Genomic DNA, 21208 nt, shown 5'->3' on the forward strand with positions numbered 1-21208 from the left:
AGCCTGCAGCCTGCAGCCTGCAGCCTGCAGCAGCCCCTAAACCAGAATCAGATTGTCGCGATGCACCAGCTCCGGCTCGTCGACATAACCGAGCAGGCGCTCGATCTCGTCCGACGGGCGACCGATGATCTTCTGCGCCTCCAGGGCACTGTAGTTGACCAGGCCGCGAGCGATTTCCCGGCCATCCGGCGCCACGCAGATCACCATCTCGCCACGGCGGAAGCTGCCCTGCACGGCCTTGACGCCGACCGGCAGCAGACTCTTGCGGTCGGAGACCAGCGCCTTGACCGCGCCGTCGTCGAGCACCAGGGTGCCGCGGGTCTGCAGGTGCCCGGCCAGCCACTGCTTGCGCGCCGCCAGCATGCCGCGCTCGGGCACCAGCAGGGTGCCGAGCAGCTCGCCAGCCTTGAGCCGCGCCAATACCTGCTCGATGGCACCGCCGACGATCACCGTGTGCGCCCCGGAACGGGCCGCCAGGCGCGCCGCGCGCAGCTTGGTCTGCATGCCGCCGCGCCCCAGGGCGCCGCCCACGCCACCGGCCACGGCATCCAGGGCCGGGTCGTCGGCGCGCGCCTCATGGATCAGCTGGGCATCGGGATTGCTGCGCGGATCGGCATCGAACATGCCGTCGCGGTCGGTGAGAATCACCAGCAGGTCCGCCTCCACCAGGTTGGCGACCAGCGCGGCCAGGGTGTCGTTGTCGCCGAAACGGATGCCGTCGGTGACCACGGTGTCGTTCTCGTTGATCACCGGCACCACGTCGAGCTCGACCAGGGTACGCAGGGTGCTGCGCGCGTTGAGGTAGCGCTTGCGGTCGGACAGGTCGTCATGGGTCAGGAGGATCTGCGCGGTGCGCCGACCATGCTCGCCGAAGCTCGACTCCCAGGCCTGCACCAGGCCCATCTGGCCGATCGCGGCGGCGGCCTGCAGCTCGTGGATGGCGCTCGGGCGCGCCGTCCAGCCGAGGCGACTCATCCCCGCCGCCACCGCACCGGAGGACACCAGCACCAGCTCGACGCCCTGCGCCCGCAACGCCACCATCTGCTCGACCCACACCGCCATGGCGCCGCGATCCAGGCCCTTGCCATCGGCCGTCAGCAAGGCACTGCCGATCTTCACCACCCAGCGCTGCGCACCACTTACCTTGTCACGCATGTTTTCCAACCCCAGCCAGACGCACATTTTCGCAAACCGCTACCTGCGGCAACGGCCAAACCTACAAAAACGCCGCTAAAAAGCGGCGTCTGTCGTCCCATCAATCCCGGACGTAAATGATCTCCGGGCCATCCTCGTCGTCTTCCTCGTCCCAGAAGCTGTCGTCTTCCTCGACGTCGCCCACGGCCCGCACCCCGGAACGGCGCAGCGCGCGCTTGTCGTCCAGCGCCTGCAGCTGGGCACGCGCTTCATCTTCGATGCGCTGATCGAGCTCGGCAAGCTCGGCGGCATATTCAGGGTTCTCCTGAATGCGCTCGGCACGCGCCTCGAGGAAGTCCATGATGTCGTAGCACAGCTGCTCGGTGCCTTCGCGCGCCAGGGCGGAGACCACATAGACAGGGCCTTCCCAGTCGAGCCGCGCAACGATCTCGGCGACCCGCTGCTCCTTCTCCTCATCGAGGATCTGGTCGGCCTTGTTGAGCACCAGCCAGCGCTCGCGCTCGGCCAGCGCCGGGCTGAACTTGGTCAGCTCGGCGACGATGGTGGCAGCGGCTTCGGCCGGGTCGGTCAAGTCCAGTGGCGCCATGTCGACGAGGTGCAGCAGCAGACGGGTACGCGCCAGGTGCTTGAGGAAGCGAATGCCCAGCCCGGCACCCTCGGAGGCACCCTCGATCAAACCGGGAATGTCGGCGACCACGAAACTCTTGTAGCGGTCGACGCTGACCACACCCAGGTTCGGCACCAGGGTAGTGAACGGGTAATCGGCGACTTTCGGCTTGGCCGCCGACACCGAGCGAATGAACGTGCTCTTGCCCGCGTTCGGCAGACCGAGCAGGCCGACGTCCGCCAGCACCTTCAACTCCAGCTTGAGGTCGCGCGCCTCACCCGGCTTGCCGGGCGTGGTCTGGCGCGGGGCACGGTTGGTGCTGGACTTGAAGCGGGTGTTGCCCAGCCCATGCCAGCCACCCTGAGCCACCATCAGGCGCTGCCCGGCCTTGGTCAGGTCGCCAATCACTTCCTGGGTACCGGCATCGATCACCGTGGTGCCGATCGGCACCGGCAGGATCAGGTCTTCGCCCTTGGCGCCGGTGCAGTCGGTGCTGCCGCCCTTTTCACCATTGGGCGCCTGGAAGCGCCGGGTGTAGCGGTAGTCCACCAGGGTATTGAGGTTGGCCATGGCCTCGATGTAGATCGAACCACCGTCGCCACCATCGCCCCCATTGGGACCACCGTTCTCGATGAACTTCTCGCGACGGAAGCTCATCATGCCGTTGCCACCATCGCCGGCCTTTACAGAAATCGATACTTCATCGACGAATTTCATGGGTACACCTCCCGCCATAATCGCGGGTCACTGAAACAGGAAACACCGGGTGCTTGCGAAATTGCCCTGAAACCACCCGCGTCAACCCAGGACAGTTTGGCAAGAACCCACAGGATGCGCGCCTGCGGCGGCCCGAAGAGGGCGAAGCAGCAAACCGAGCGCAACAGGATACAGAAACAAAAAAGCCCCGTCGCAGGACGGGGCTTTTCCAGCAACTTCGCGATTAGGCCGCGACGACGCTTACGTAGCGGCGACCGAAGGCACCTTTGACTTCGAACTTGATCACGCCTTCGATTTTCGCGAACAGGGTGTGATCCTTGCCCATGCCAACGCCGTAGCCAGCGTGGAACTGGGTGCCGCGCTGACGCACGATGATGTTGCCAGGAACGATTTTCTGGCCGCCATACATCTTCACGCCAAGGCGTTTGGCTTCTGAGTCGCGACCGTTGCGGGTACTACCGCCAGCTTTTTTGTGTGCCATGAGTTCAATACTCCTATAAAGGGCTCAGACGAAACGAATCAGGCCTGAATACCGGTGATTTTGATCTCAGTGAACCACTGACGGTGGCCCTGACGCTTCATGTGGTGCTTACGACGACGGAACTTGATGATGGTGACCTTATCGTGACGACCTTGCGAAACGACTTCAGCCGATACCTTGGCGCCTTCGACGACAGGAGCGCCGATGGTGACGTCATCACCGTTGCCAACCAGCAACACGCGGTCGAAAGTCAGCGCTTCGCCAGCGGCCAGCTCCAGTTTCTCGACCTTGAGGAATTCGCCTTCGGTGACTTTGTATTGCTTGCCACCAGTAACAATTACTGCGTACATGGTAAATCTCCGTTGATCCTGCTCACCCAGCGCTTTATAGGAATAACTGTTGGCTGGCATGGCTGCTCGGGGCCGGATGGACACCCGTGCAATTGCGTAAGGCAGGGAAATACCCAGGGGGAAGTTCAGGGTGCGCGATTGTACGCAAGCCACTGGAACTGCGCAAGCGCCGCCTGCCATCGCCTTGACAGCCCCCACCCTGCCCCCTAGCATGCCGCGCAAACTAGGGCCTATTACGGTCGATAGTGCCTGCCCAAGGAGCTTATGTCGCCGATGCAACCCCAGGCTTTTTACAGTGTGGTAGCGGATGATTTCACCGCTGTTGACGGCATTATCCGTCAGCAACTGGTGTCCCGCGTCCCGCTGGTCGAGAAGATCGGCGACTACATCATCTCCGCCGGCGGCAAGCGCCTGCGCCCGCTGCTGGTGCTGCTCAGCGGCAAGGCCCTGGGCCTGGACGACGAGCGTCTGCGCCTGCTGGCCGCCACCATCGAATTCCTGCACACCGCCACCCTGCTGCACGACGACGTGGTCGACATGTCCGACATGCGCCGCGGCCGCAGCACCGCCAATGCCCAGTGGGGCAACGCACCCAGCGTGCTGGTCGGTGACTTCCTGTATTCGCGCTCGTTCGAAATGCTGGTCGAGCTCGGTTCGATGCCGGTGATGAAGATCCTCTCCAAGGCCACCCGGGTGATCGCCGAGGGCGAGGTGCTGCAGCTGTCGAAGATCCGCGATGCCAGCACCAGCGAAGAAACCTACATGGAGGTCATCCGCGGCAAGACCGCCATGCTGTTCGAGGCCTCGACCCAGAGCGCCGCCGCGCTGGCCGAGGCGACCGCCGAGCAGAACGAGGCGCTGCGCCTGTTCGGTGACCACCTGGGCGTCGCCTTCCAACTGGTCGATGACCTGCTCGACTACAAGGGCGATGCCGCGACCCTGGGCAAGAACGTCGGCGACGACCTGGCCGAGGGCAAGCCGACCCTGCCGCTGATCTACACCATGCGCGAAGGCAACGCCGAACAGGCCGCCCTGGTGCGCCAGGCGATCCAGAAAGGTGGCCTGGAAGATCTGGAAAGCATCCGCGAGGCCGTGCAGGCCGCCGGCGCCCTGGACTACACCGCCAACCTGGCACGCGACTACGCCGAACGCGCCATCGCCTGCCTGGAAGTGCTGCCCGCCAGCGCCTACCGCGATGCCCTGGTCGAGCTGAGCCACTTCGCCGTGGCCCGTACGCACTGATCGCCAGCTAGAACGTCATCGGAAGCCCGTCCCAGTGACGGGCTTTTTATGCCCGGACTATCAGTTGCGTAGGGCGGATCGGGACGCCGGCCGCTCGTCGCCTAAGCGAACAAGTCCCCCGCCAGCAGGCGACTCACCTGCACAAGCCTGCCACGGCGTACTGCCTTCGGCGAGTACGCCCTACAGCCTGAAACGCTGAAACCTATTTCAGCTTTAGACAGGCCCTGCCGCTCAACAGCCAAGGCAGCGGCAGATAGACGAAAGGCGTGATTAAGGCTTGCTATTAACGTAATAAGAATTATTCTCATATCTACCATTCATTCAGGGAGATGCGAGCATGACTTATCTAATAGACGCCTGGCTGGACCGCCCCCATCCCTACCTGCGCATCCTGCACCGCGAAACAGGCGAAGTCTGCGCCGTGCTCGAAGAGGAGGCGCTGGATGAACTGCGCAAACAGGGTGATCTGGATCTGCACGAACTGAGCTCGAGCGAGCCGCTGATCCTCAAGGAACTGGTGCGTAGCCTGTTCCTGTACTGCTATGCACGGGCCTTGCGCCCCTGACATTTACCCAAAAGGCTCGCGAGCTAGGGTCTGTTTGCCGTTTCAACGCGAGCCGCGTTACCGCGGAATCTCGCCAGGCAAGGCGGAGGACGCAGGGAATGGTGTTCCCTTTTTAAAACCCTCCAACGACGCATGGCGAGACTTCCCGCGCAACCTAGGCGGCCCCGCAAAAATAGGCGAAGAAGCGGCCGGGGTCGCGACCGACTGTACTGTCGTACATGAGCTCCTCGCCTACTTTATCGCCGCAGGGCCGATGCGCAGCAGCCTTTGCAGGTGCTTACAGGATGTCGAGCAGCTCGACATCAAACACCAGCACGCTATGCGGCGGGATGCTGCCAACGCCCTGGGCACCGTAGGCCAGCTCGCTCGGCACGTACAGCCGCCATTTGCTGCCGGTGCCCATCAGTTGCAGGGCTTCGGTCCAGCCGGCGATCACGCCACCGACCGGGAATTCGGCCGGCTGGCCGCGCTCGTAGGAGCTGTCGAACACGCTGCCGTCGATCAGGGTGCCGTGGTAGTGGGTACGCACGCTGTCGTCGCGCGATGGCTTGGCGCCCTCGCCCGCGGTCAGCACTTCGTACTGCAGACCAGAGGCCAGTACGGTGACGCCGTCACGCTTGGCGTTCTCGGCCAGGAAGGCCAGGCCGGCACCGGCGGCCGCTTCGGCCTTGGCCTTGGCTTCGGCCTGCATGACATCGCGGATGACCTTGAAGCTGGCCGACAGCTCGGCTTCACCAACGCGGCTCTGCTGACCGGCAAAGGCATCGGCCAGGCCGGCCAGGACGGCATCGAGGCTCACGCCCGGCGGCGGGTTGTCACGCAGCTGGCCGCCCAGTTGACAGCCAATGCCGTAGCTGACGCGCGCTTCGTCAGTGGAAAGATCGAGTTCGGACATGTCGCCGCTCCGCTAGCAGGAAAAAAGGCCGGCTAGCCTATCACGGTTCCAGTCAGGCTCTGCGCTTACCAGCGGCTGCGCAGGCCGACCGGCACGCGCAGGGCGTCGCGGGTACCGCCCGGCAAGCCGCACATCTCGTCGTAGGCCGAGGCATGCACCAGAAACAGCGGCACGTCCGGCAGCTCTTCGAGCAGGTCGCGGGCGTGTTCCACCGAGCGCAGGTGCAGGTTGCGGCCCGCCTCGTCGCGCAGGTAGGCGCGCTGCTCGGTGCCGAGAATCTGCAGCAGGTAGATGCCGCCTTCCAGGGAAATCAGTTCGAGTTCGCTCACCGCGCCAGCGCGAGCCGCTTGCAGCAATTCAGGCAGGGTCATGGCATGTCCTCGCAGGCAAGAAGCGCCACTATACGATTGTCGGACTGTGGATAACAAAACGCCCGGCGCGTGATGGGCGGGCCGGGCGTCTGCTTTGGACAGCGACGATCAGTGCTTGGTCAGTTTGTCCAGGTAGCCCATGGCGAAGGCCGAGACCACGAAGGTCATGTGGATGATCACGTACCACATCAGGTGGTCGGGGTCATGGTTGCGGGCATCCATGAACACCCGCAGCAGGTGGATCGAGGAAATCGCCACGATGGAGGCCGCCACCTTCATCTTCAGCGAGCTGGAATCCATCTTGCCGAGCCAGGCGAGCTTTTCCTTGTTGTCGTCGATATCCAGCTGGGAGACGAAGTTCTCGTAGCCGGACATCATCACCATCACTAGCAGGCCACCGACCAGCGCCATGTCGACCAGCGACAGCAGGACCAGGATCAGCTCCGCCTCGGCCATGGCGAAGACGTTGGGCAGGACATGGAAGATTTCCTGGAAGAACTTCAGGGCCAGCGCCAGCAGGCCCAGCGAAAGACCGAAATAGATGGGGGCCAGCAACCAGCGCGATGCGTACATCGCGTTTTCGATAAAGCGTTCCATGGACTCTCACAGGTAATGGACAGGCGAGCGAGTATACCCAGCGTCCGACCACAGGCAAGCCAAGCCGGTTCGCCGGGCACTGCAGGGAAGCCGGCCAGCGGCGGCGCCTGGGCGCTTGTGGATAAGATCTGCGGCCTGGCGTCGCAGCCTGACCATCGGGTCGCGCCACGAACGCGGCGACGCCGATCGCTCAGCTATCGGGCAATGACAGGGATATGCTCCGCGAAGCGCGGCGTGCTCCGTTCAAACGGCGCAATTGGGCCTGGGCATGCAGGCGCCAGATCGGCGCTTCGTGGCAGCTGCAGTAGCCCTGGCCAGCCAGGCTTTCGGCAATGTCCTCGAGCAGTTGCTCGACGACCAGAGGCCCGGGGAATGGGCCTTGTGCCTTGACGGCGGAGGGTTGCCGGGCGGACAGACCAGCAACGCAGATCAGCGTCCACAAGCCTTGCTCCCCCGCCAGGGGCAGCACCGTGCATTCGATGCGGGTGGTCACGCCAAGACAATCACGGGTCAGGCAGAGGCTACGCGACATGGCGGCGATCCTCGCAGAGACAGACCTGCAGCCTACACCCGTAGGGCCTGCCGGCAAAGGCAGGTTTATACACAAAAGCTGTGGATAACCTTGTGCATGACAGGTGCGCAAGCACCTGCATGCTGCCGGCCCAACGGCGGCGGGCGAGCCGACCAGTGAATGACCAACCCGCCCTGGCGCCCTACTCCGGCGTCGGCTTCTTGGCCCGTGGCTTCTTGGGCTTTTCCGGCAGCGCCGCGGTAAGCGCTTCCTTGGCCTGTTCGGGCTTGTCTTCCTCGCCCATGCCGATTTCGGCGATCTCGCGCAGGCGCTCGACCACCCGTGCGTTCACGCTGCCGGTGGGAAAATGGCCCTTTTCGTTCGGCGTGCCGGCGTCCTCACCGACCAGCAGGCTCAGCGCCTCGTCCACGTGGCGCACGGCGTAGATATGGAACTGCCCGGCGCGCACGGCCTGCAGCACACGCTCGTCGAGCATCAGGGTGGAGACGTTGGAATGCGGGATGATCGCCCCCTGTTCACCGGTCAGCCCGCGGGCCTCGCAGAGGCGGAAGAAGCCCTCGATCTTCTCGTTGACCCCGCCGACCGCCTGCACCTCGCCGAACTGGTTGATCGACCCGGTGATGGCGAAACACTGCTTGAGCGGTGTGCGTGACAGCGCCGAGATCAGCGTGCACACCTCGCCGAGGGAGGCGCTGTCGCCATCCACGTAGCCGTAGGACTGCTCCAGGGCGATGCTCGCCGAGATCTCCAGGGGGAATTCCTGGGCGTAGCGGCTGCCGAGAAAACCGGTAAGGATCATCACGCCCTTGGAGTGGATCGGCTGGCCGAGGTTGACCTCGCGCTCGATGTCGACGATGCCCGAGCCACCCGGGTAGACGGTGGCGGAAATCCGCGCCGGCACGCCAAAGGCCGAGTCGCCCACTTCCAGCACGGTCAGGCCGTTGCATTTACCGATGGCCGCCCCGGCGGTGTCGATGAGGATGATGCCGGCCAGCATGTCGTCGATGATCCGCGCCGAGACCCGCCCGGTGCGGGTGGCCTTGGCCTTGAGCGCGCGCTCGATATGGTCGGCGTCGGTGACCGCTTCACCGGCCAGGTTGCGGATGAAGTCCGCCTCGCTGACCAGTTGGAACAGATCGCCGATGCGTGCCGACAGGCGCCCCTGGTGTTCGGCCAGGCGCGCGCTGTAGGTGGCCAGGCGCGCCACCGCGGCGGCAGTCAGCGGCGCCATGCCTTCCTCGGTGGTGCGGGTCTTCATCAGTTGGGCGAACTGCTCCAGGCTGTCGTCGGCCAGGGGGATGTCCTCGTCGAAATCGACCAACACGCGGAACATCTCCTGGAAGTCCGGATCGGCGTCCTGCAGCGCGTAGTACAGCTGACGCGAGCCGATGATCACCACCTTGAGCTGCAGCGGCACGGTTTCCGGATTGAGGGTCACGGTGGCGATGCGACCCAGGTCGGCCAGCGGCGACTCCATCTTCAGCTTGCGCGACTGCAGGGCGCGCTTGAGCGCCTCCCACACGAACGGCTCGCTGAGAAACTTCTCCGCCTCGAGGATCAGGAAGCCACCGTTGGCGCGGTGCAGCGCACCGGGACGCAACTGGCGATAGCTGGTGTAGAGCGCGCCCTGGTCGGTGTTGTACTCGATGCGGCCGAACAGATTGTCGTAGGTCGGGTGGGGCTCGAACACCACCGGCGCGCCGCCATCGACGTGGTGGCCGACGATCAGGCTCGGGCAATACAGCTCCTCGAGCAGCTTGCGGGTCTGGGCATCGGGCTTTTCCACCTCGATCAGCAGATCGATCACGCTTTTCAACAGATCCACCTGCATGGCCTGCAGGTAGGCGCACACCCCGGCGTTCTCGGCGTACTTTTCCGAGAGCGGCGCCAGCAGCGGCTGCAGGGCGACGGTGATGGTTTCCTCGTTGAGCTGACGCAACTGGTTGCTCGACTCGCGCTTCCACTGCGGCAGGCTGGCCAGTTCCTCGTTGAGGCGCTCCTCCAGGGCGGCGATATCGGCGTGGAAGCGCTCGCGGTCGGCTTCCGGCAGCTGGGCGAACTCGGCCTCGTCCAGCGCCTTGCCGTCGAGCATGGGCGTGAAGGCGATATTGGTGCTGTCACGATACAGGGCGATGCCGCGCTCCAGGGACAGACGTTCGATAACGTCCAGGGCCTGGTCGTAGCGCTTGTTGAAGGCGCGGTCGATGGCGCTCTTCTTCTGCTGGAAGGACGGGTGCTCGAAGACCGCCGGGAAGGTCGCCAGCAGGTTGTCGATCAGCGCGTTGATGTCGGCGATGAATTCGCTGGCCGTGCCGGGCGCCAGCTCCACCGCGCGGGGCTCGCGGGCTCGTCGAAGTGGTTGACGTAGACCCGGTCTGGCGGCGTCTCCAGGCGCTTGCCCTCGGCCTGCAGGTAGCGTTTGACGAACGAGAAGCGACCGGTGCCCGGCTCCCCCATGACGAACACGTTATAGCCGGGGCGCGGCATGGCCACGCCGAACTGCAGCGCCTGCACGGCGCGCTCTTGGCCGAGCACACCACGAAAGGGTTCCAGGTCATCGGTGGTGCTGAAGGCGAACTGCGTGGGCGAGAAGGGACGGGTGAGTGCATCGGGCGCCAGGCGCAGGCCGGCTGCAACGGGATCGGGCATCGGGGATCCTTAAATACCGCGGAGAGTTGCCTGCATTCTCGCGCTGCCCACTTCCCCCTGGCAAGGCACCCGTGCCGACTGGCGCAGAAAGCAAAACGCCCGCAACGGGTGCGGGCGCCTGGCGGTGCCGCAGGGCTTACAGGTAGAAGGCTTTCAGCGGCGGGAAGCCGTTGAATTCCACGGCGCTGTAGCTGGTGGTGTAGGCACCGGTGGAGAACCAGTACAGGCGGTCGCCGCTGGCCAGGTTCAGGGGCAGGCCGTACTTGTAGTGTTCGTACATGATGTCGGCGCTGTCGCAGGTGGGACCTGCGATCACCACCTCTTCCATCTCGCCCTTCTTCTCGGTCCAGATCGGGAACTTGATGGACTCGTCCATGGTTTCGATCAGGCCGCTGAACTTGCCCACGTCGGTGTACACCCAGCGCTCGACGGCAGTGCGCGACTTGCGCGCCACCAGCACCACTTCACTGACCAGCACGCCGGCGTTGGCGATCAGCGATCGGCCCGGCTCGAGGATGATTTCCGGCAGTTCGTCGCCGAAGTCTTCCTTGAGGAAGCGGATGATTTCCTCGGCGTAGGTTTCCAGGCTGTTGGTGCGGGTGATGTAGTTGGCCGGGAAGCCGCCGCCCATGTTGATCATCTGCAGCTCGATGCCGTCTTCTTCTTTCAGGCGCTCGAAGATCACCTTGACCTTGGCGATGGCTGCGTCCCAGACGTCGATGTCGCGCTGCTGCGAGCCGACGTGGAAGGAAATGCCGTAAGGCACCAGGCCCAGCTGCTTGGCGAGGATCAACAGATCCAGGGCCATGTCCGGCTGGCAGCCGAACTTGCGGGAGAGCGGCCAGTCGGCCGAGGTCGACCCCTCGGTGAGGATGCGCACGTAGATCTTCGAGCCCGGCGCCGCCTTGGCGATGTTGCGCAGGTCGGCTTCGGAGTCGGTGGCGAACAGGCGCACGCCCTTCTCATAGAAGTAGCGAACGTCGCGGGCCTTCTTGATGGTGTTGCCGTAGCTGATGCGCTCCGGGCGGACACCGGCGGACAGCACCTTGTCGAGCTCGTAGATCGAGGCGATGTCGAAGTTCGAGCCCTTGTCACGCAGCAGCTCGATGATCTCGATCGCCGGGTTGGCCTTGACGGCGTAGTACACCTTGGCGAATTCGAAACCGGCGCGCAGGTCGTCGTACGCCTGGCTGATGATCGCGGTGTCGATCACCACGAACGGGGTTTCCTGCTGGTCGGCGAAGGCCTTCATTTTGTTGAAGGTTTCGCGTGGGTAGTAGTCTTCGACCTTGATCGACATGCGGGTCTCCAAATGGCTAAACCATGAACACTAGGATTCGGGCAGTTGAACCGGACACAGGTTCAACCGGGTGTCGGGGGCGGCCTGTCACCAGGCCAGGAACGTCTGATCAGTTTCCCCACTTTGGTTCGCCTACTTCCCAAGGCATGTCGCCGAGAATTGCTGGCCTGAAACGGGCCGAACAACCTCTCGTCGTCAGTACTTGAGCCGAATGGATCGTTGCCAGCATGGACGTTCGGGCGCGGACTTTAAGACCATGACTCGCTCAGATCAATCAAAAATTGCCCCTGACGGAAACTGATTTCCAGGGCGTTTCGGATTCCACACGAAGCGCGGCGAAATGCTGCACAGCCGCGGCTTGCAAGGCGGCCGCCGCACCAGGCGAACAGCCTGGCACGGCGCCTTTTCACGATGATGACTTCAAGCCTGGACGAGCCCCTGATCGGGGTTTGGAAGGCGACTGGCGCCGATAGGCGGCGCCAGTCGTAGAGGACGCGCTTAGCGGAAGCGCTCGACTTCGCGGTGCAGGTCGGTGGCCAGGGTTTCCAACTCCTTGGAAGTGTGCGCCAGGTTGGCGATCACTTCGCGCTGCTCGCCGTTGGCCAGGGCGATGCTCTGCAGGTTGCTGCTCAGCACCGTAGCGGTGCTGCTCTGCTCGCTGGTGGCGGTGGTGATGGCGGCGAACTGCTCGCCGGCGGCACTGGTCTGCTCGGCGATATGGGTCAGCGCCGCGGCGACCTTGGCGTTGAGCGTCAGGCCGTTCTGCATCAGCTGACGGCCCTGCTCCATGGTGCTGATGGCGCTGCTGGTTTCGCCCTGGATGCTGCCGATCATGCTGGAGATCTCGGTGGTCGCCTCGCGGGTGCGACCGGCCAGGCTGCGCACCTCGTCGGCGACCACGGCAAAGCCGCGGCCCTGTTCACCAGCGCGCGCCGCTTCGATGGCGGCATTGAGCGCCAGCAGGTTGGTCTGGTCGGCGATCGAGGTGATGACGCTGAGAATGCCGCCGATCTCCTGGGAACGCTGGCCCAGGCTGTCGATGACCTTCGCCGCGCTGTTCACCGACTGGGATATCTGCTCCAGCGCGTTGGACGCCTCTTCCATCGAGGTGCGGCCGATACGCGTCTGGCTGGCGTTCTCGCTGGCCATGCGCTCGGTGCTGCGCATGTTGTCGGCGATGTTCAGCGAGGTGGCGCTGAACTCTTCCACCGCGCCGGCCATGCTGCTGATCTCCCCAGACTGCTGCTCGATGCCTTCATAGGCGCCGCGCGACAGGCCGGACAGCGCCTCGGCGCGCTGGCTGACATTGCCCGCCGCGCTGCGGATGCGCGCGACCATGGTCGACAGCGCTTCGCTCATCTGGTTGAAGCTGCGCGACAGCTCGCCGATTTCGTCGTGGCTCGTGATCTGCAGGCGCACACTCAGGTCGCCGGCGCCCAGGGCCTGGGCCTGGCGCACCAAGTCGCCAAGGGGGCGCAGCTTGCGCCGCAGCAGCCAGATCACCGCCAGCACAGCCAGCACCAGGGTAACCAGGCTGCCGATGGCCAGTTGGCTGCCGACCCGCCAGGTCACGGCCTGGATCTCCGCTTCCGGCATGCTCGCCACCACCGTCCACGGGCCACCGGCAAAGGGCACGGCGACGCTGTAGAAATCCTCGCTGCCATCGTTCCAGAAACCGCCCTTGCCCGGGTTACCCAGTACATTGCTCATGTTGCCCGTCAACTGCTCGGGACGTTGCGCCCCATAGGGCGCCACCAGCCACTTGTTCTGGTCGTCGAGCAGCGCCAGGGAGCCGGTGCTGCCGATGCGGAAGCGCTCCAGGTTGGCGAACTGGGCGTTCTGCGCATCGGTGTAGTCGAAGCCGACGAACAGCACGGCGATGACCCGCCCGGCGCTGTCACGTACCGGGGTGTACTGGGTCATGTAGAAGCGCTCGAACAGCAGCGCGCGGCCTACGTAGCTGTCGCCGGCCAGCAGCCGCGCATAGGCGGGGTGGTTACGGTCGAGCACGGTACCGATGGCGCGGCCGCCGTCCTGCTTGGTCAGCGAGGTGGTCACGCGCACGAAGTCTTCGCCATCACGGACGAATATGGTCGCCACGCCGGCGGTCAGGCGATGGAATTCATCGACTTCGCTGAAATCGTTGTTCAGCCGTGTATCGCCCAGGTACAGCGCCGGCGCCTGCAGGGAACCCACGGCGACGCGCTCGTCCGGGCTGACCCGCAGGCCGCTGTTGAAGCGGCGCTCGAACAGGCCGGCGAGGCGCTGGGTGCTTTCGCGCAGGCTTTCGTGGAAGGTGCTCAGCTGGTCTGCCAGCAGGCGTGCTTCGCTGCCCAGGTGCTCTTCACGGGTGACCAGGTTGGCGCTGCTCAGCGAGCGCAGGGCGAATACGGTGCTGACACTGATCAGCAGCACCAGCATGGCGGCGAGAGCCGTCGCCAGCTGCCAGGCGATACGGGAACGAGGGGGGGTCATGAGGTATCTCCATATCTCCACACGTCCTTATATGGAATGATTGATAAGCCGCCTTTTTCGGCGAGCGCGGAGAATACTTGAGAGTTTTAGTGCGTCAATGGCCACCGCGACGCGATCACCACATTTTTTACGCGGAGTAATGAAAAAACCTCGCCGTTGAGATTTTTCAGCGCTTTTCTAGCGCCGCAGCTGCACGTCGGGCAACTGCATGCCGGCCACTTCGGCGAGCAGGAACTCGGCCAGCCGCTCGAAGCGTTCCTGGCCAAGGCGAGCCTTTGGCCACACCAGATAATAGCTATCGCCACTGGACACGGCGCTCGGCCAGGGCAGCGCCAGGCGGCCCAGGTGTACATCTTCGGCGACCATCGCCAGGTCGCCGATCGACACGCCGTAACCGCGGGCGGCGGCGACGATGCCCAGCTCCAGGGTGTCGAACACCTGACCGCCCCTGAGCGACACCTGGTCGGCCAGGCCCATGGCCTGCAGCCAGCGGCGCCAGTCGCGGCGGTCGGGCGTGGGGTGCACCAGTTCGGCCTGCTGCAGACGGCTGACGTCCCACGGCTGCCCGCCCAGGGCGCCGGGCGCGCACACCGGGATCAGCCACTCCTCGAACAGCCGCACGCTATGCCATTCGTCACTGAAGGTGCCGGCCCCCAGGAGCACGGCACAATCGAACGGCTCGTGGAGAAAATCCACACGATCGAGATCCATCCAGGCGCTGGTGAGCTGCACCTCCAGATCGGCATGGCGGGCGCGAAACAGCGACAGGCGGGCCAGCAGCCAGCGCATGGTCAGGGTCGAAGGCGCCTTGAGGCGCAGGGTGCCGTCCTCCACGCGCAGGGTCGCACAGGCCCGCTCCAGGGACTCGAACCCGTCGTGCACCCCGGGCAGCAGCAGGCGTGCCGGCTCGGTAAGGTGCAACGCGCGGCCGCGGCGCTCGAACAGCCGGCAGGCGAAGTGATCCTCCAGGGTGCGAATGTGCCGACTGACGGCGCTCTGGGTGATCGCCAGTTCGTCGGCGGCGCGGGTAAAGGACAGGTGGCGCGCCGCGGCCTCGAAGGCCCGCAGCGCATAGAGCGGCGGCAGCCTGCGGGTCACCGCACTGAACCATGAGTTTCAATCATGCCTGACATGGCTATTTTCCTTTTGTGGCCTCTCATTACATACCGGAGAATAGCCGCCATTGCCCTTTCCCCGACAGCCCGGGGATGCTTACCTTGCCGAAGTTTTACTCATCATGAAGAATCCACTTGGCCATGAACTGGGCGCCCTGCTGCGCCTGGCCGGCCCGCTTATCTCCGCGCAACTGGCCCACGCGCTGATGATTTTCACCGACACCCTGATGATGGCCATGCTCGGCCCGGGGCAACTGGCCGGCGGCGCCCTGGGCGCGACCTGCTACTTCATCTTCTCGATCTTCTGCACGGGGGTGATCGCGGCCGTCGGCAGCCTGGTCGCCATCCGCCATGGCGCGGGGGACTCGGACGGCGTCACTCGCCTGCTGCGCAACGGCCTCTGGCTGGCCGTGCTGCTGGGCGTGGTCAGCGCGCTGTGCCTCAATGGTCTGGGCCCGCTGTTGCCCCATCTGGGTCAGGACCCGGCTGCGGCCAGCGAGGCCATGGCGTTTCTGCGCCCGCTGTCCCTGGGCCTGCCCGCCTACCTGTGCTTCATGGCCCTGCGCGGCTTTACCAGCGCCATCGGCCATCCCGGCCCGGTGATGACGATCAGCATCGTCGGTACCATTGCCAACTTCATCATCAACTATGCGCTGATCAAGGGCTGGCTGGGCCCGGACCTGGGCCTCAGCGGTATCGGCCTGGCCACGGCGCTGGTCAGCAGTGCCATGGCGCTGGCCCTGGCGCTGTACATCCTGATCTCGCCGACCTACCGGCGCTACAAACTACGGGGCGGCCTGGGTCGCCCACAGCGGGCCGAGATCCGCGCCCTGTTGCGCCTCGGCCTGCCGATTGGCGGCACCTATGCTGCCGAGCAAGGGTTGTTCACCTTCGCCACCCTGTGCATGGGCGCGCTGGGCAGCGTGCAGCTGGCGGCGCACCAGATCGCCATGCAGTCGGTGGCTCTGGCCTTTATCGTGCCCCAGGGCCTGTCCTATGCGGTGACCTTCCGCGTCGGCATGCATTACGGTGCGGGCCGCCTGCACCTGTCCCGCCTGGCCGGCCATCTCGGCATGGGCCTGGGCGCCGCGCTGATGCTGTTGTTCGCCCTGGCGTTCTGGCTGCTGCCGGAGTGGATCATCGGCCTGTTCCTCGAGCGCCACGATCCGGCGTTCGCCGATATCGTCACCCTGGCGGTGAGTCTGCTGGCGATCGCCGCCTGGTTCGAGCTGTTCGATGGCCTGCAGAGCATCGCCATGGGCGCGATTCGTGGCCTCAACGACGGACGCATCACGCTGGTGATCGGCCTGACCGGCTATTGGTGCGTGGGTGCGCCGCTGGCCTGGCTGTTGGCCTTCCCCCTCGGCTGGGGCGCCCATGGTGTCTGGTGGGGCTTGGCCGCCGGGCTGGCCGTGACAGCGACCGGCCTGGTGCTGGGCTTTCGCTGGAAGACCGCGCGCCTGCAGCGTCCTGAGGATGCCAGAGGACAGATCTGCGTGTCGCAGCCTGACGCGGCGTCAGGCGTCCCGCTGCAGTGAACCGGGCGGCGACACCTGCGCCCGGGCCAGCACAACCTCCAGCTCGGCACGTGGCACGGCGCGGCTGATCAGGTAACCCTGCACCTGGTCGCAGCCGAATTCGCGCAGCAGGCGCAGCTGCTCGAGGTTTTCCACGCCTTCGGCGACCACCTGCAGGTCGAGGTTATGGGCCAGGCTGATCATCGCCTGCACCAGTTGCTGGCTCTGCGGGCGCAGCTCCATGCCGGTGACGAAGCTGCGATCGATCTTCAGCAGGGCGATGGGCAGGTTGCTCAGGTGCTCGAACGACGAGAAACCGGTGCCGAAGTCGTCCAGGGAGAAGCGCACGCCCAGGTGGCCAAGCCGGCCCATGGTCTGCAGCACGTACTCGCTGCGGCGCATCACCGCGGTTTCGGTCAGTTCGAACTCCAGCCAGCGGCTGTCGATGCCGCAACTGTCGATCAGCCGCTCCAGGGTCGGCAGCAACTGGCTGTCCTGGAACTGCCGGAACGACAGGTTGACCGCCATGTGCAGCCGCGGATGACCGCGCTCGCGCAGCCACTGCATGTCGCGCATCGCCCGGTCGATCACCCAGTAGCCGAGCGGCACGATCAGCCCGCACTCCTCGGCCAGTGGCACGAATTCGCCGGGCATCAGCAGCCCGTGCCTTTCGTGCTGCCAGCGCACCAGCGCTTCGAGGCCGACGATGGCGCCGCTGTGCAGGCACAGCCGCGGCTGGTAGTGCAGCTGCAGTTCGCCCTTGCGCAGCGCCCGACGCAGTTCGCGCTGCAGGTCGACCTGGCTGCCCATGCCGTGATCCAGGCGTTCGTCGTACAGGTGGTAGGTGCAGCCGTGGCGGCTCTTGGCCTGCTGCATGGCGATGTGGGCATGCCACATCAGCCCATCGGCGGTGCTCGCCGGCTTGGCCAGCGCCACACCGAGGCTGCAACCGAGCAGCAGGCTTTCGCCCTCCACCCAGTAGGGCTCGCCCAGTGCTTCCAGCAGGTGCTGCACACGGCCGTGCAGGCGCTCGAGATCATCGTGGCTGTCGAGCAGCAGAGCGAATTCATCGCCACCCAGCCGCGCCATCTGGTCCCCGCGCTCCAGGTACTGCTTGAGCCGCGCCACCACCTGCTTGATCAACTGGTCGCCGGCGCAGTCGCCAAGGGCGTCGTTGGCCTGGCGAAAGTTGTCCAGGTCCAGCTGGATCAGCGCCAGGCCGCGACAGCCCTGTTCGGCCAGGCGTGCTGCCAGCAGGGTGTGGAACCCCTGGCGATTGGCGATGCCGGTGAGCGCATCCTGTTCGGCCAGGCGCTGCAGGGTCAGGCGCAGGCGGCCCTGCTCGCGCACGTAGCGCAGGCTGCGGCGCAGCACCTCGGGGCTCAGCTGGTCGCGCACCAGCCAGTCGCAGACCTGGGGCGGCGTGTCGGCCGGTTCCTGCTCCAGCAGCAGGATGATCGGCGCAGCGCAGCGCCGGGAGTCCGCCAGGTGCGCCGGGGTGGTCAGCAGCACCGCGTTGTCGGCGTCGTCGAGCAGCAGCCGGGCATCCGGCCAGCTGGCGGCGCAGCTCAGGGGCGTCGACCCGCCCACGGCGTCCAGGCGCTCGCGCAGCAGCTCGCTCCACTGCGGCGTTTCCGCCAGCAGTACCAGGCGCAACGGCTCGACGAATGCGCTCAAGAAAGATCCCCCGATGCACGAAAAAGATGAGCGCGCGCGGCGCTTCTGAGTGCGCCACATCCGGCGTCAAATCAATCACTTCCGTGTAAATCGATGGATATCCTGCGGCATAACCCTGGTAATCGACAAGCCCGCCGACGCAATGAAGCGCCGTGAAGCTGCTCGCGAGCACGGTTATCGGCTGCCGCAGCGAAGCCAGCAAATGAACGCTGACTTTCAGCTAAAATGCGCGGCCATTTCCCTCTGCGATAGACCCGATGTCCCGACTCAACCCCCGGCAACAGGAAGCCGTGAACTACGTCGGCGGCCCTCTTTTGGTGCTCGCCGGCGCAGGCTCCGGCAAGACCAGCGTCATTACCCGCAAGATCGCCCACCTGGTGCAGAACTGCGGCATCCGCGCCCAGCACATCGTCGCCATGACCTTCACCAACAAGGCCGCCCGCGAGATGAAGGAGCGCGTCGGCAGCCTGCTCAAGGGCGCCGAAGCCCGCGGCCTGACGGTGTCGACCTTCCACAACCTGGGCATGAACATCATCCGCAAGGAGTACGCGCGCCTGGGTTACAAGCCCGGCTTCTCGATCTTCGATGACGGCGACATCAAGGCGCTGCTCACCGACATCATGCAGAAGGAGTACGCCGGGGACGACGGTGCCGACGAGGTCAAGAACTACATCGACAGCTGGAAGAACGACCTGATCCTGCCCGACGAGGCCCTGGCCAATGCGCGCAACCCCAAGGAGCAGACCGCCGCCATCGTCTACCTGCACTACCAGCGCACGCTCAAGGCGTACAACGCGGTGGATTTCAACGACCTGATCCTGCTGCCGGTCAAGCTGTTCCAGGAACATCAGGACATCCTGGAAAAGTGGCAGAACCGCATCCGCTACCTGCTCGTCGACGAATACCAGGACACCAACTCCAGCCAGTACCTGCTGGTGAAGCTCTTGGTAGGCATGCGCAACCAGATCACCGTGGTCGGCGACGACGACCAGTCAATCTACGCCTGGCGCGGCGCACGGCCGGAGAACCTCAACCTGCTCAAGGAGGACTACCCGTCGCTCAAGGTGGTGATGCTCGAGCAGAACTACCGCTCCACCAGCCGCATCCTCAAGTGCGCCAACGTGCTGATCGCCAACAACCCCCACGCCTTCGAGAAGCAGCTATGGAGCGAGATGGGCATGGGCGACGAGATCCGCGTGATCCGCACCCGCAACGAAGATGCCGAGTGCGAACGCGTAGCCCTGGAGATTCTCACCGAGCACCTGCGCACCCAGCGGCCCTACAGCGATTTCGCCATCCTCTACCGGGGTAACTACCAGGCCAAGCTGATGGAGCTGAAGCTGCAGCACCACCAGATTCCCTATCGCCTGTCCGGCGGCACCAGCTTCTTCGCCCGCCAGGAGGTGAAGGACCTGATGAGTTACTTCCGCCTGCTGGTCAACCCGGATGACGACAACGCCTTCCTGCGGGTGATCAACGTGCCGCGCCGCGAGATCGGCTCCACCACCCTGGAAAAGCTCGGCAACTACGCCAGCGAGCGCAAGATCAGCATGTACGCCGCCAGTGACGAGATCGGCCTCGGCGAGCACCTGGACAGCCGCTATACCGAACGCCTGGCGCGCTTCAAGCGCTGGATGGACGGCGTGCGCGAGCAGTGCGTGGTCAACGAGCCGATCGCTGCCATCCGCAGCATGGTCATGGACATCGACTACGAGAACTGGCTGCGCCAGAACGCCTCCAGCGACAAGGTCGCCGAGGCGCGCATGGGCAACGTGTGGTTCCTGGTCGATGCGCTGAAGAACACCCTCGACAAGGACGAAGAGGGTGACATGACCATCGAGGATGCCATCGGCAAGCTGGTGTTGCGCGACATGCTCGAACGCCAGCAGGAAGAGGAAGAAGGCGCCGATGGCGTGCAGATGATGACCATGCACGCCTCCAAGGGTCTGGAGTTTCCTTCGGTGTACATCATCGGTTTCGAGGAAGAAATCCTGCCCCACCGCTCCAGCATCGAGTCCGACACCATCGAGGAGGAGCGGCGCCTGGCCTACGTGGGCATCACCCGCGCCAAGCGCAACCTGGCGCTGACTTTCGCCGCCAAGCGCAAACAGTACGGCGAGATCGTCGAATGCACGCCGAGCCGCTTCCTCGACGAGTTGCCGCCGGAGGATCTGGTCTGGGAGGGCCAGGAAGAGGCGCCGGTGGAGGTCAAGGCTGCCCGTGGCAACGACGCCCTGGCCAGCATGCGCGCGATGCTCAAGCGATGACACGTCGCAATCCGTAGCCCGGGGTCGAGCGCAGCGACATCCGGGAAATTGACCTGGGTATCGCACAGCCCTACCCAGGCTACCTTTTCACCGAGCCCGTTATCCCGACGGGCACCAGTGCCACATTTCGTAGTCAGAGTGAGAGGCCGGCTCCAGCAGCCGGCCCGTCATCGTCAGCTCCCCCTTGCAGAGGCCCGGCACCATGCGCACGCTCACTCTCGACCTCGACACCCTGACCCAGTTGATCAACGGCCGCGAAACCCTCGAACACTGGCTCGACATGGAAGCCGGCACGCTGCTGAGCCTGTCGCCCGAGGACCAGGGCAGCGAGGAACGCCAGCAGGTGCAGCTCAACCCCGAGCGCTACGCCCATGTGCCCAACCTGGACGTGGCCCAGCGCGTGGCGATGCGCGAATCCTTCCTGTTCACCCTCAACGACCTCAACGCCCACCCGCTGCTCAGCGCCGCGCTGACCGGCCGCAAACCGCTGCGCGCCTTCGACTACGAGATCGACTACTTCCCGGCCCTGCGCCAGCAATGGCGGGAGTACGAGCACAAGCAACTGCGCGAATACGCCCTCAACTGGCTGTTCGAGCTGGGCCTGGAACCGGCGCCGGACAAGCTGCCGCTGGATCCGCGCGGCATTCCACGGGACATTCTGCGCCGGCTGACCCGCAGCGCCTGAGCGCCCGGCTG

17 protein-coding genes and 2 pseudogenes are annotated in these 21208 nt (G+C 64.9%); 5 read left to right on the forward strand and 14 right to left on the reverse strand.

The features are described from left to right. Positions 1 to 36: 36 nt before the first annotated feature. The 4 genes from proB to rplU all read right to left on the reverse strand — a co-directional run bounded on the left by proB (position 37) and on the right by rplU (position 3310). Positions 37 to 1155, reverse strand: a complete 1119-nt coding sequence (proB, locus tag SA190iCDA_RS21950) for a glutamate 5-kinase (RefSeq protein ID WP_070887312.1) — start codon at positions 1153 to 1155, stop codon at positions 37 to 39. 100 nt (positions 1156 to 1255) lie between these two features. After that, entirely contained in the window at positions 1256 to 2479 is a 1224-nt protein-coding gene (gene cgtA, locus SA190iCDA_RS21955) for an Obg family GTPase CgtA (protein ID WP_070887189.1), read from the reverse strand. Positions 2480 to 2702: 223 nt separating this feature from the next. Continuing rightward, a complete protein-coding gene (rpmA, locus tag SA190iCDA_RS21960) occupies positions 2703 to 2960 on the reverse strand; it encodes a 50S ribosomal protein L27 (RefSeq protein ID WP_013789841.1) in 258 nt (85 codons plus the stop codon). 38 nt (positions 2961 to 2998) lie between these two features. Next, entirely contained in the window at positions 2999 to 3310 is a 312-nt protein-coding gene (rplU, locus tag SA190iCDA_RS21965) for a 50S ribosomal protein L21 (RefSeq protein WP_013789840.1), read from the reverse strand. A gap of 273 nt (positions 3311 to 3583) precedes the next feature. Between rplU and SA190iCDA_RS21970 the strand changes: the two genes are divergently transcribed. Further along, entirely contained in the window at positions 3584 to 4552 is a 969-nt protein-coding gene (locus SA190iCDA_RS21970) for a polyprenyl synthetase family protein (RefSeq protein ID WP_070887311.1), read from the forward strand. Positions 4553 to 4889: 337 nt separating this feature from the next. Beyond that, positions 4890 to 5117, forward strand: coding sequence for a hypothetical protein (locus SA190iCDA_RS21975; protein ID WP_070887188.1), 228 nt, complete (start codon positions 4890 to 4892; stop codon positions 5115 to 5117). A gap of 277 nt (positions 5118 to 5394) precedes the next feature. Here the strand turns inward: SA190iCDA_RS21975 and SA190iCDA_RS21980 are convergent, their stop codons facing one another. From SA190iCDA_RS21980 to SA190iCDA_RS22015, 9 genes and pseudogenes are all read right to left on the reverse strand, one after another. Beyond that, a complete protein-coding gene (locus SA190iCDA_RS21980) occupies positions 5395 to 6012 on the reverse strand; it encodes an FKBP-type peptidyl-prolyl cis-trans isomerase (protein WP_070887187.1) in 618 nt (205 codons plus the stop codon). A gap of 65 nt (positions 6013 to 6077) precedes the next feature. Beyond that, positions 6078 to 6383 (reverse strand): DUF6482 family protein, encoded by a 306-nt coding sequence (locus SA190iCDA_RS21985; protein ID WP_070887186.1) that lies wholly within the window; start codon positions 6381 to 6383, stop codon positions 6078 to 6080. A 108-nt stretch (positions 6384 to 6491) separates the two neighbouring features. After that, positions 6492 to 6980, reverse strand: coding sequence for a TIGR00645 family protein (locus SA190iCDA_RS21990; RefSeq protein WP_070887185.1), 489 nt, complete (start codon positions 6978 to 6980; stop codon positions 6492 to 6494). Positions 6981 to 7170: 190 nt separating this feature from the next. Continuing rightward, positions 7171 to 7512: a hypothetical protein gene (locus tag SA190iCDA_RS21995; RefSeq protein WP_070887184.1), complete on the reverse strand. Its 342-nt coding sequence runs from the start codon at positions 7510 to 7512 to the stop codon at positions 7171 to 7173. 181 nt (positions 7513 to 7693) lie between these two features. Continuing rightward, positions 7694 to 10161 (reverse strand): annotated as a pseudogene (locus tag SA190iCDA_RS22000) (Lon protease family protein). Between the two features lie 136 nt (positions 10162 to 10297). After that, positions 10298 to 11461, reverse strand: coding sequence for a type III PLP-dependent enzyme (locus SA190iCDA_RS22005; protein ID WP_070887182.1), 1164 nt, complete (start codon positions 11459 to 11461; stop codon positions 10298 to 10300). 498 nt (positions 11462 to 11959) lie between these two features. Then, positions 11960 to 12820 carry a methyl-accepting chemotaxis protein gene (locus tag SA190iCDA_RS23590; RefSeq protein WP_419203964.1) on the reverse strand — a complete coding sequence of 287 codons (861 nt, stop codon included), beginning with the start codon at positions 12818 to 12820 and terminating at the stop codon, positions 11960 to 11962. Positions 12821 to 12862: 42 nt separating this feature from the next. Continuing rightward, positions 12863 to 13936, reverse strand: a pseudogene (locus tag SA190iCDA_RS23595) (Cache 3/Cache 2 fusion domain-containing protein); the annotation flags it as partial. A 177-nt stretch (positions 13937 to 14113) separates the two neighbouring features. Continuing rightward, complete coding sequence (locus SA190iCDA_RS22015; RefSeq protein ID WP_070887180.1) at positions 14114 to 15034, reverse strand: LysR substrate-binding domain-containing protein; 921 nt, start codon at positions 15032 to 15034, stop codon at positions 14114 to 14116. 139 nt (positions 15035 to 15173) lie between these two features. On the opposite strand from SA190iCDA_RS22015, the gene SA190iCDA_RS22020 reads away from it, so the two are divergent. Beyond that, positions 15174 to 16589: a NorM family multidrug efflux MATE transporter gene (locus tag SA190iCDA_RS22020; RefSeq protein ID WP_070887179.1), complete on the forward strand. Its 1416-nt coding sequence runs from the start codon at positions 15174 to 15176 to the stop codon at positions 16587 to 16589. Here SA190iCDA_RS22020 and SA190iCDA_RS22025 read toward each other — a convergent pair. Further along, entirely contained in the window at positions 16569 to 18245 is a 1677-nt protein-coding gene (locus tag SA190iCDA_RS22025) for a putative bifunctional diguanylate cyclase/phosphodiesterase (protein WP_070887178.1), read from the reverse strand. The two genes, SA190iCDA_RS22020 and SA190iCDA_RS22025, sit on opposite strands and share 21 nt — an antisense overlap. A 257-nt stretch (positions 18246 to 18502) precedes the next feature. Here SA190iCDA_RS22025 and rep point away from each other — a divergent pair, with 257 nt between their 5' ends. Both rep and SA190iCDA_RS22035 read left to right on the forward strand, forming a co-directional pair. After that, positions 18503 to 20512 carry a DNA helicase Rep gene (rep, locus tag SA190iCDA_RS22030; RefSeq protein WP_070887177.1) on the forward strand — a complete coding sequence of 670 codons (2010 nt, stop codon included), beginning with the start codon at positions 18503 to 18505 and terminating at the stop codon, positions 20510 to 20512. 202 nt (positions 20513 to 20714) lie between these two features. Further along, positions 20715 to 21197: a UPF0158 family protein gene (locus SA190iCDA_RS22035; protein ID WP_070887176.1), complete on the forward strand. Its 483-nt coding sequence runs from the start codon at positions 20715 to 20717 to the stop codon at positions 21195 to 21197. Positions 21198 to 21208 lie beyond the last annotated feature (11 nt).

It is taken from the genome of Pseudomonas argentinensis (genome assembly GCF_001839655.2).
GTDB classification, from domain to species: Bacteria; Pseudomonadota; Gammaproteobacteria; order Pseudomonadales; family Pseudomonadaceae; genus Aquipseudomonas; species Aquipseudomonas argentinensis_B.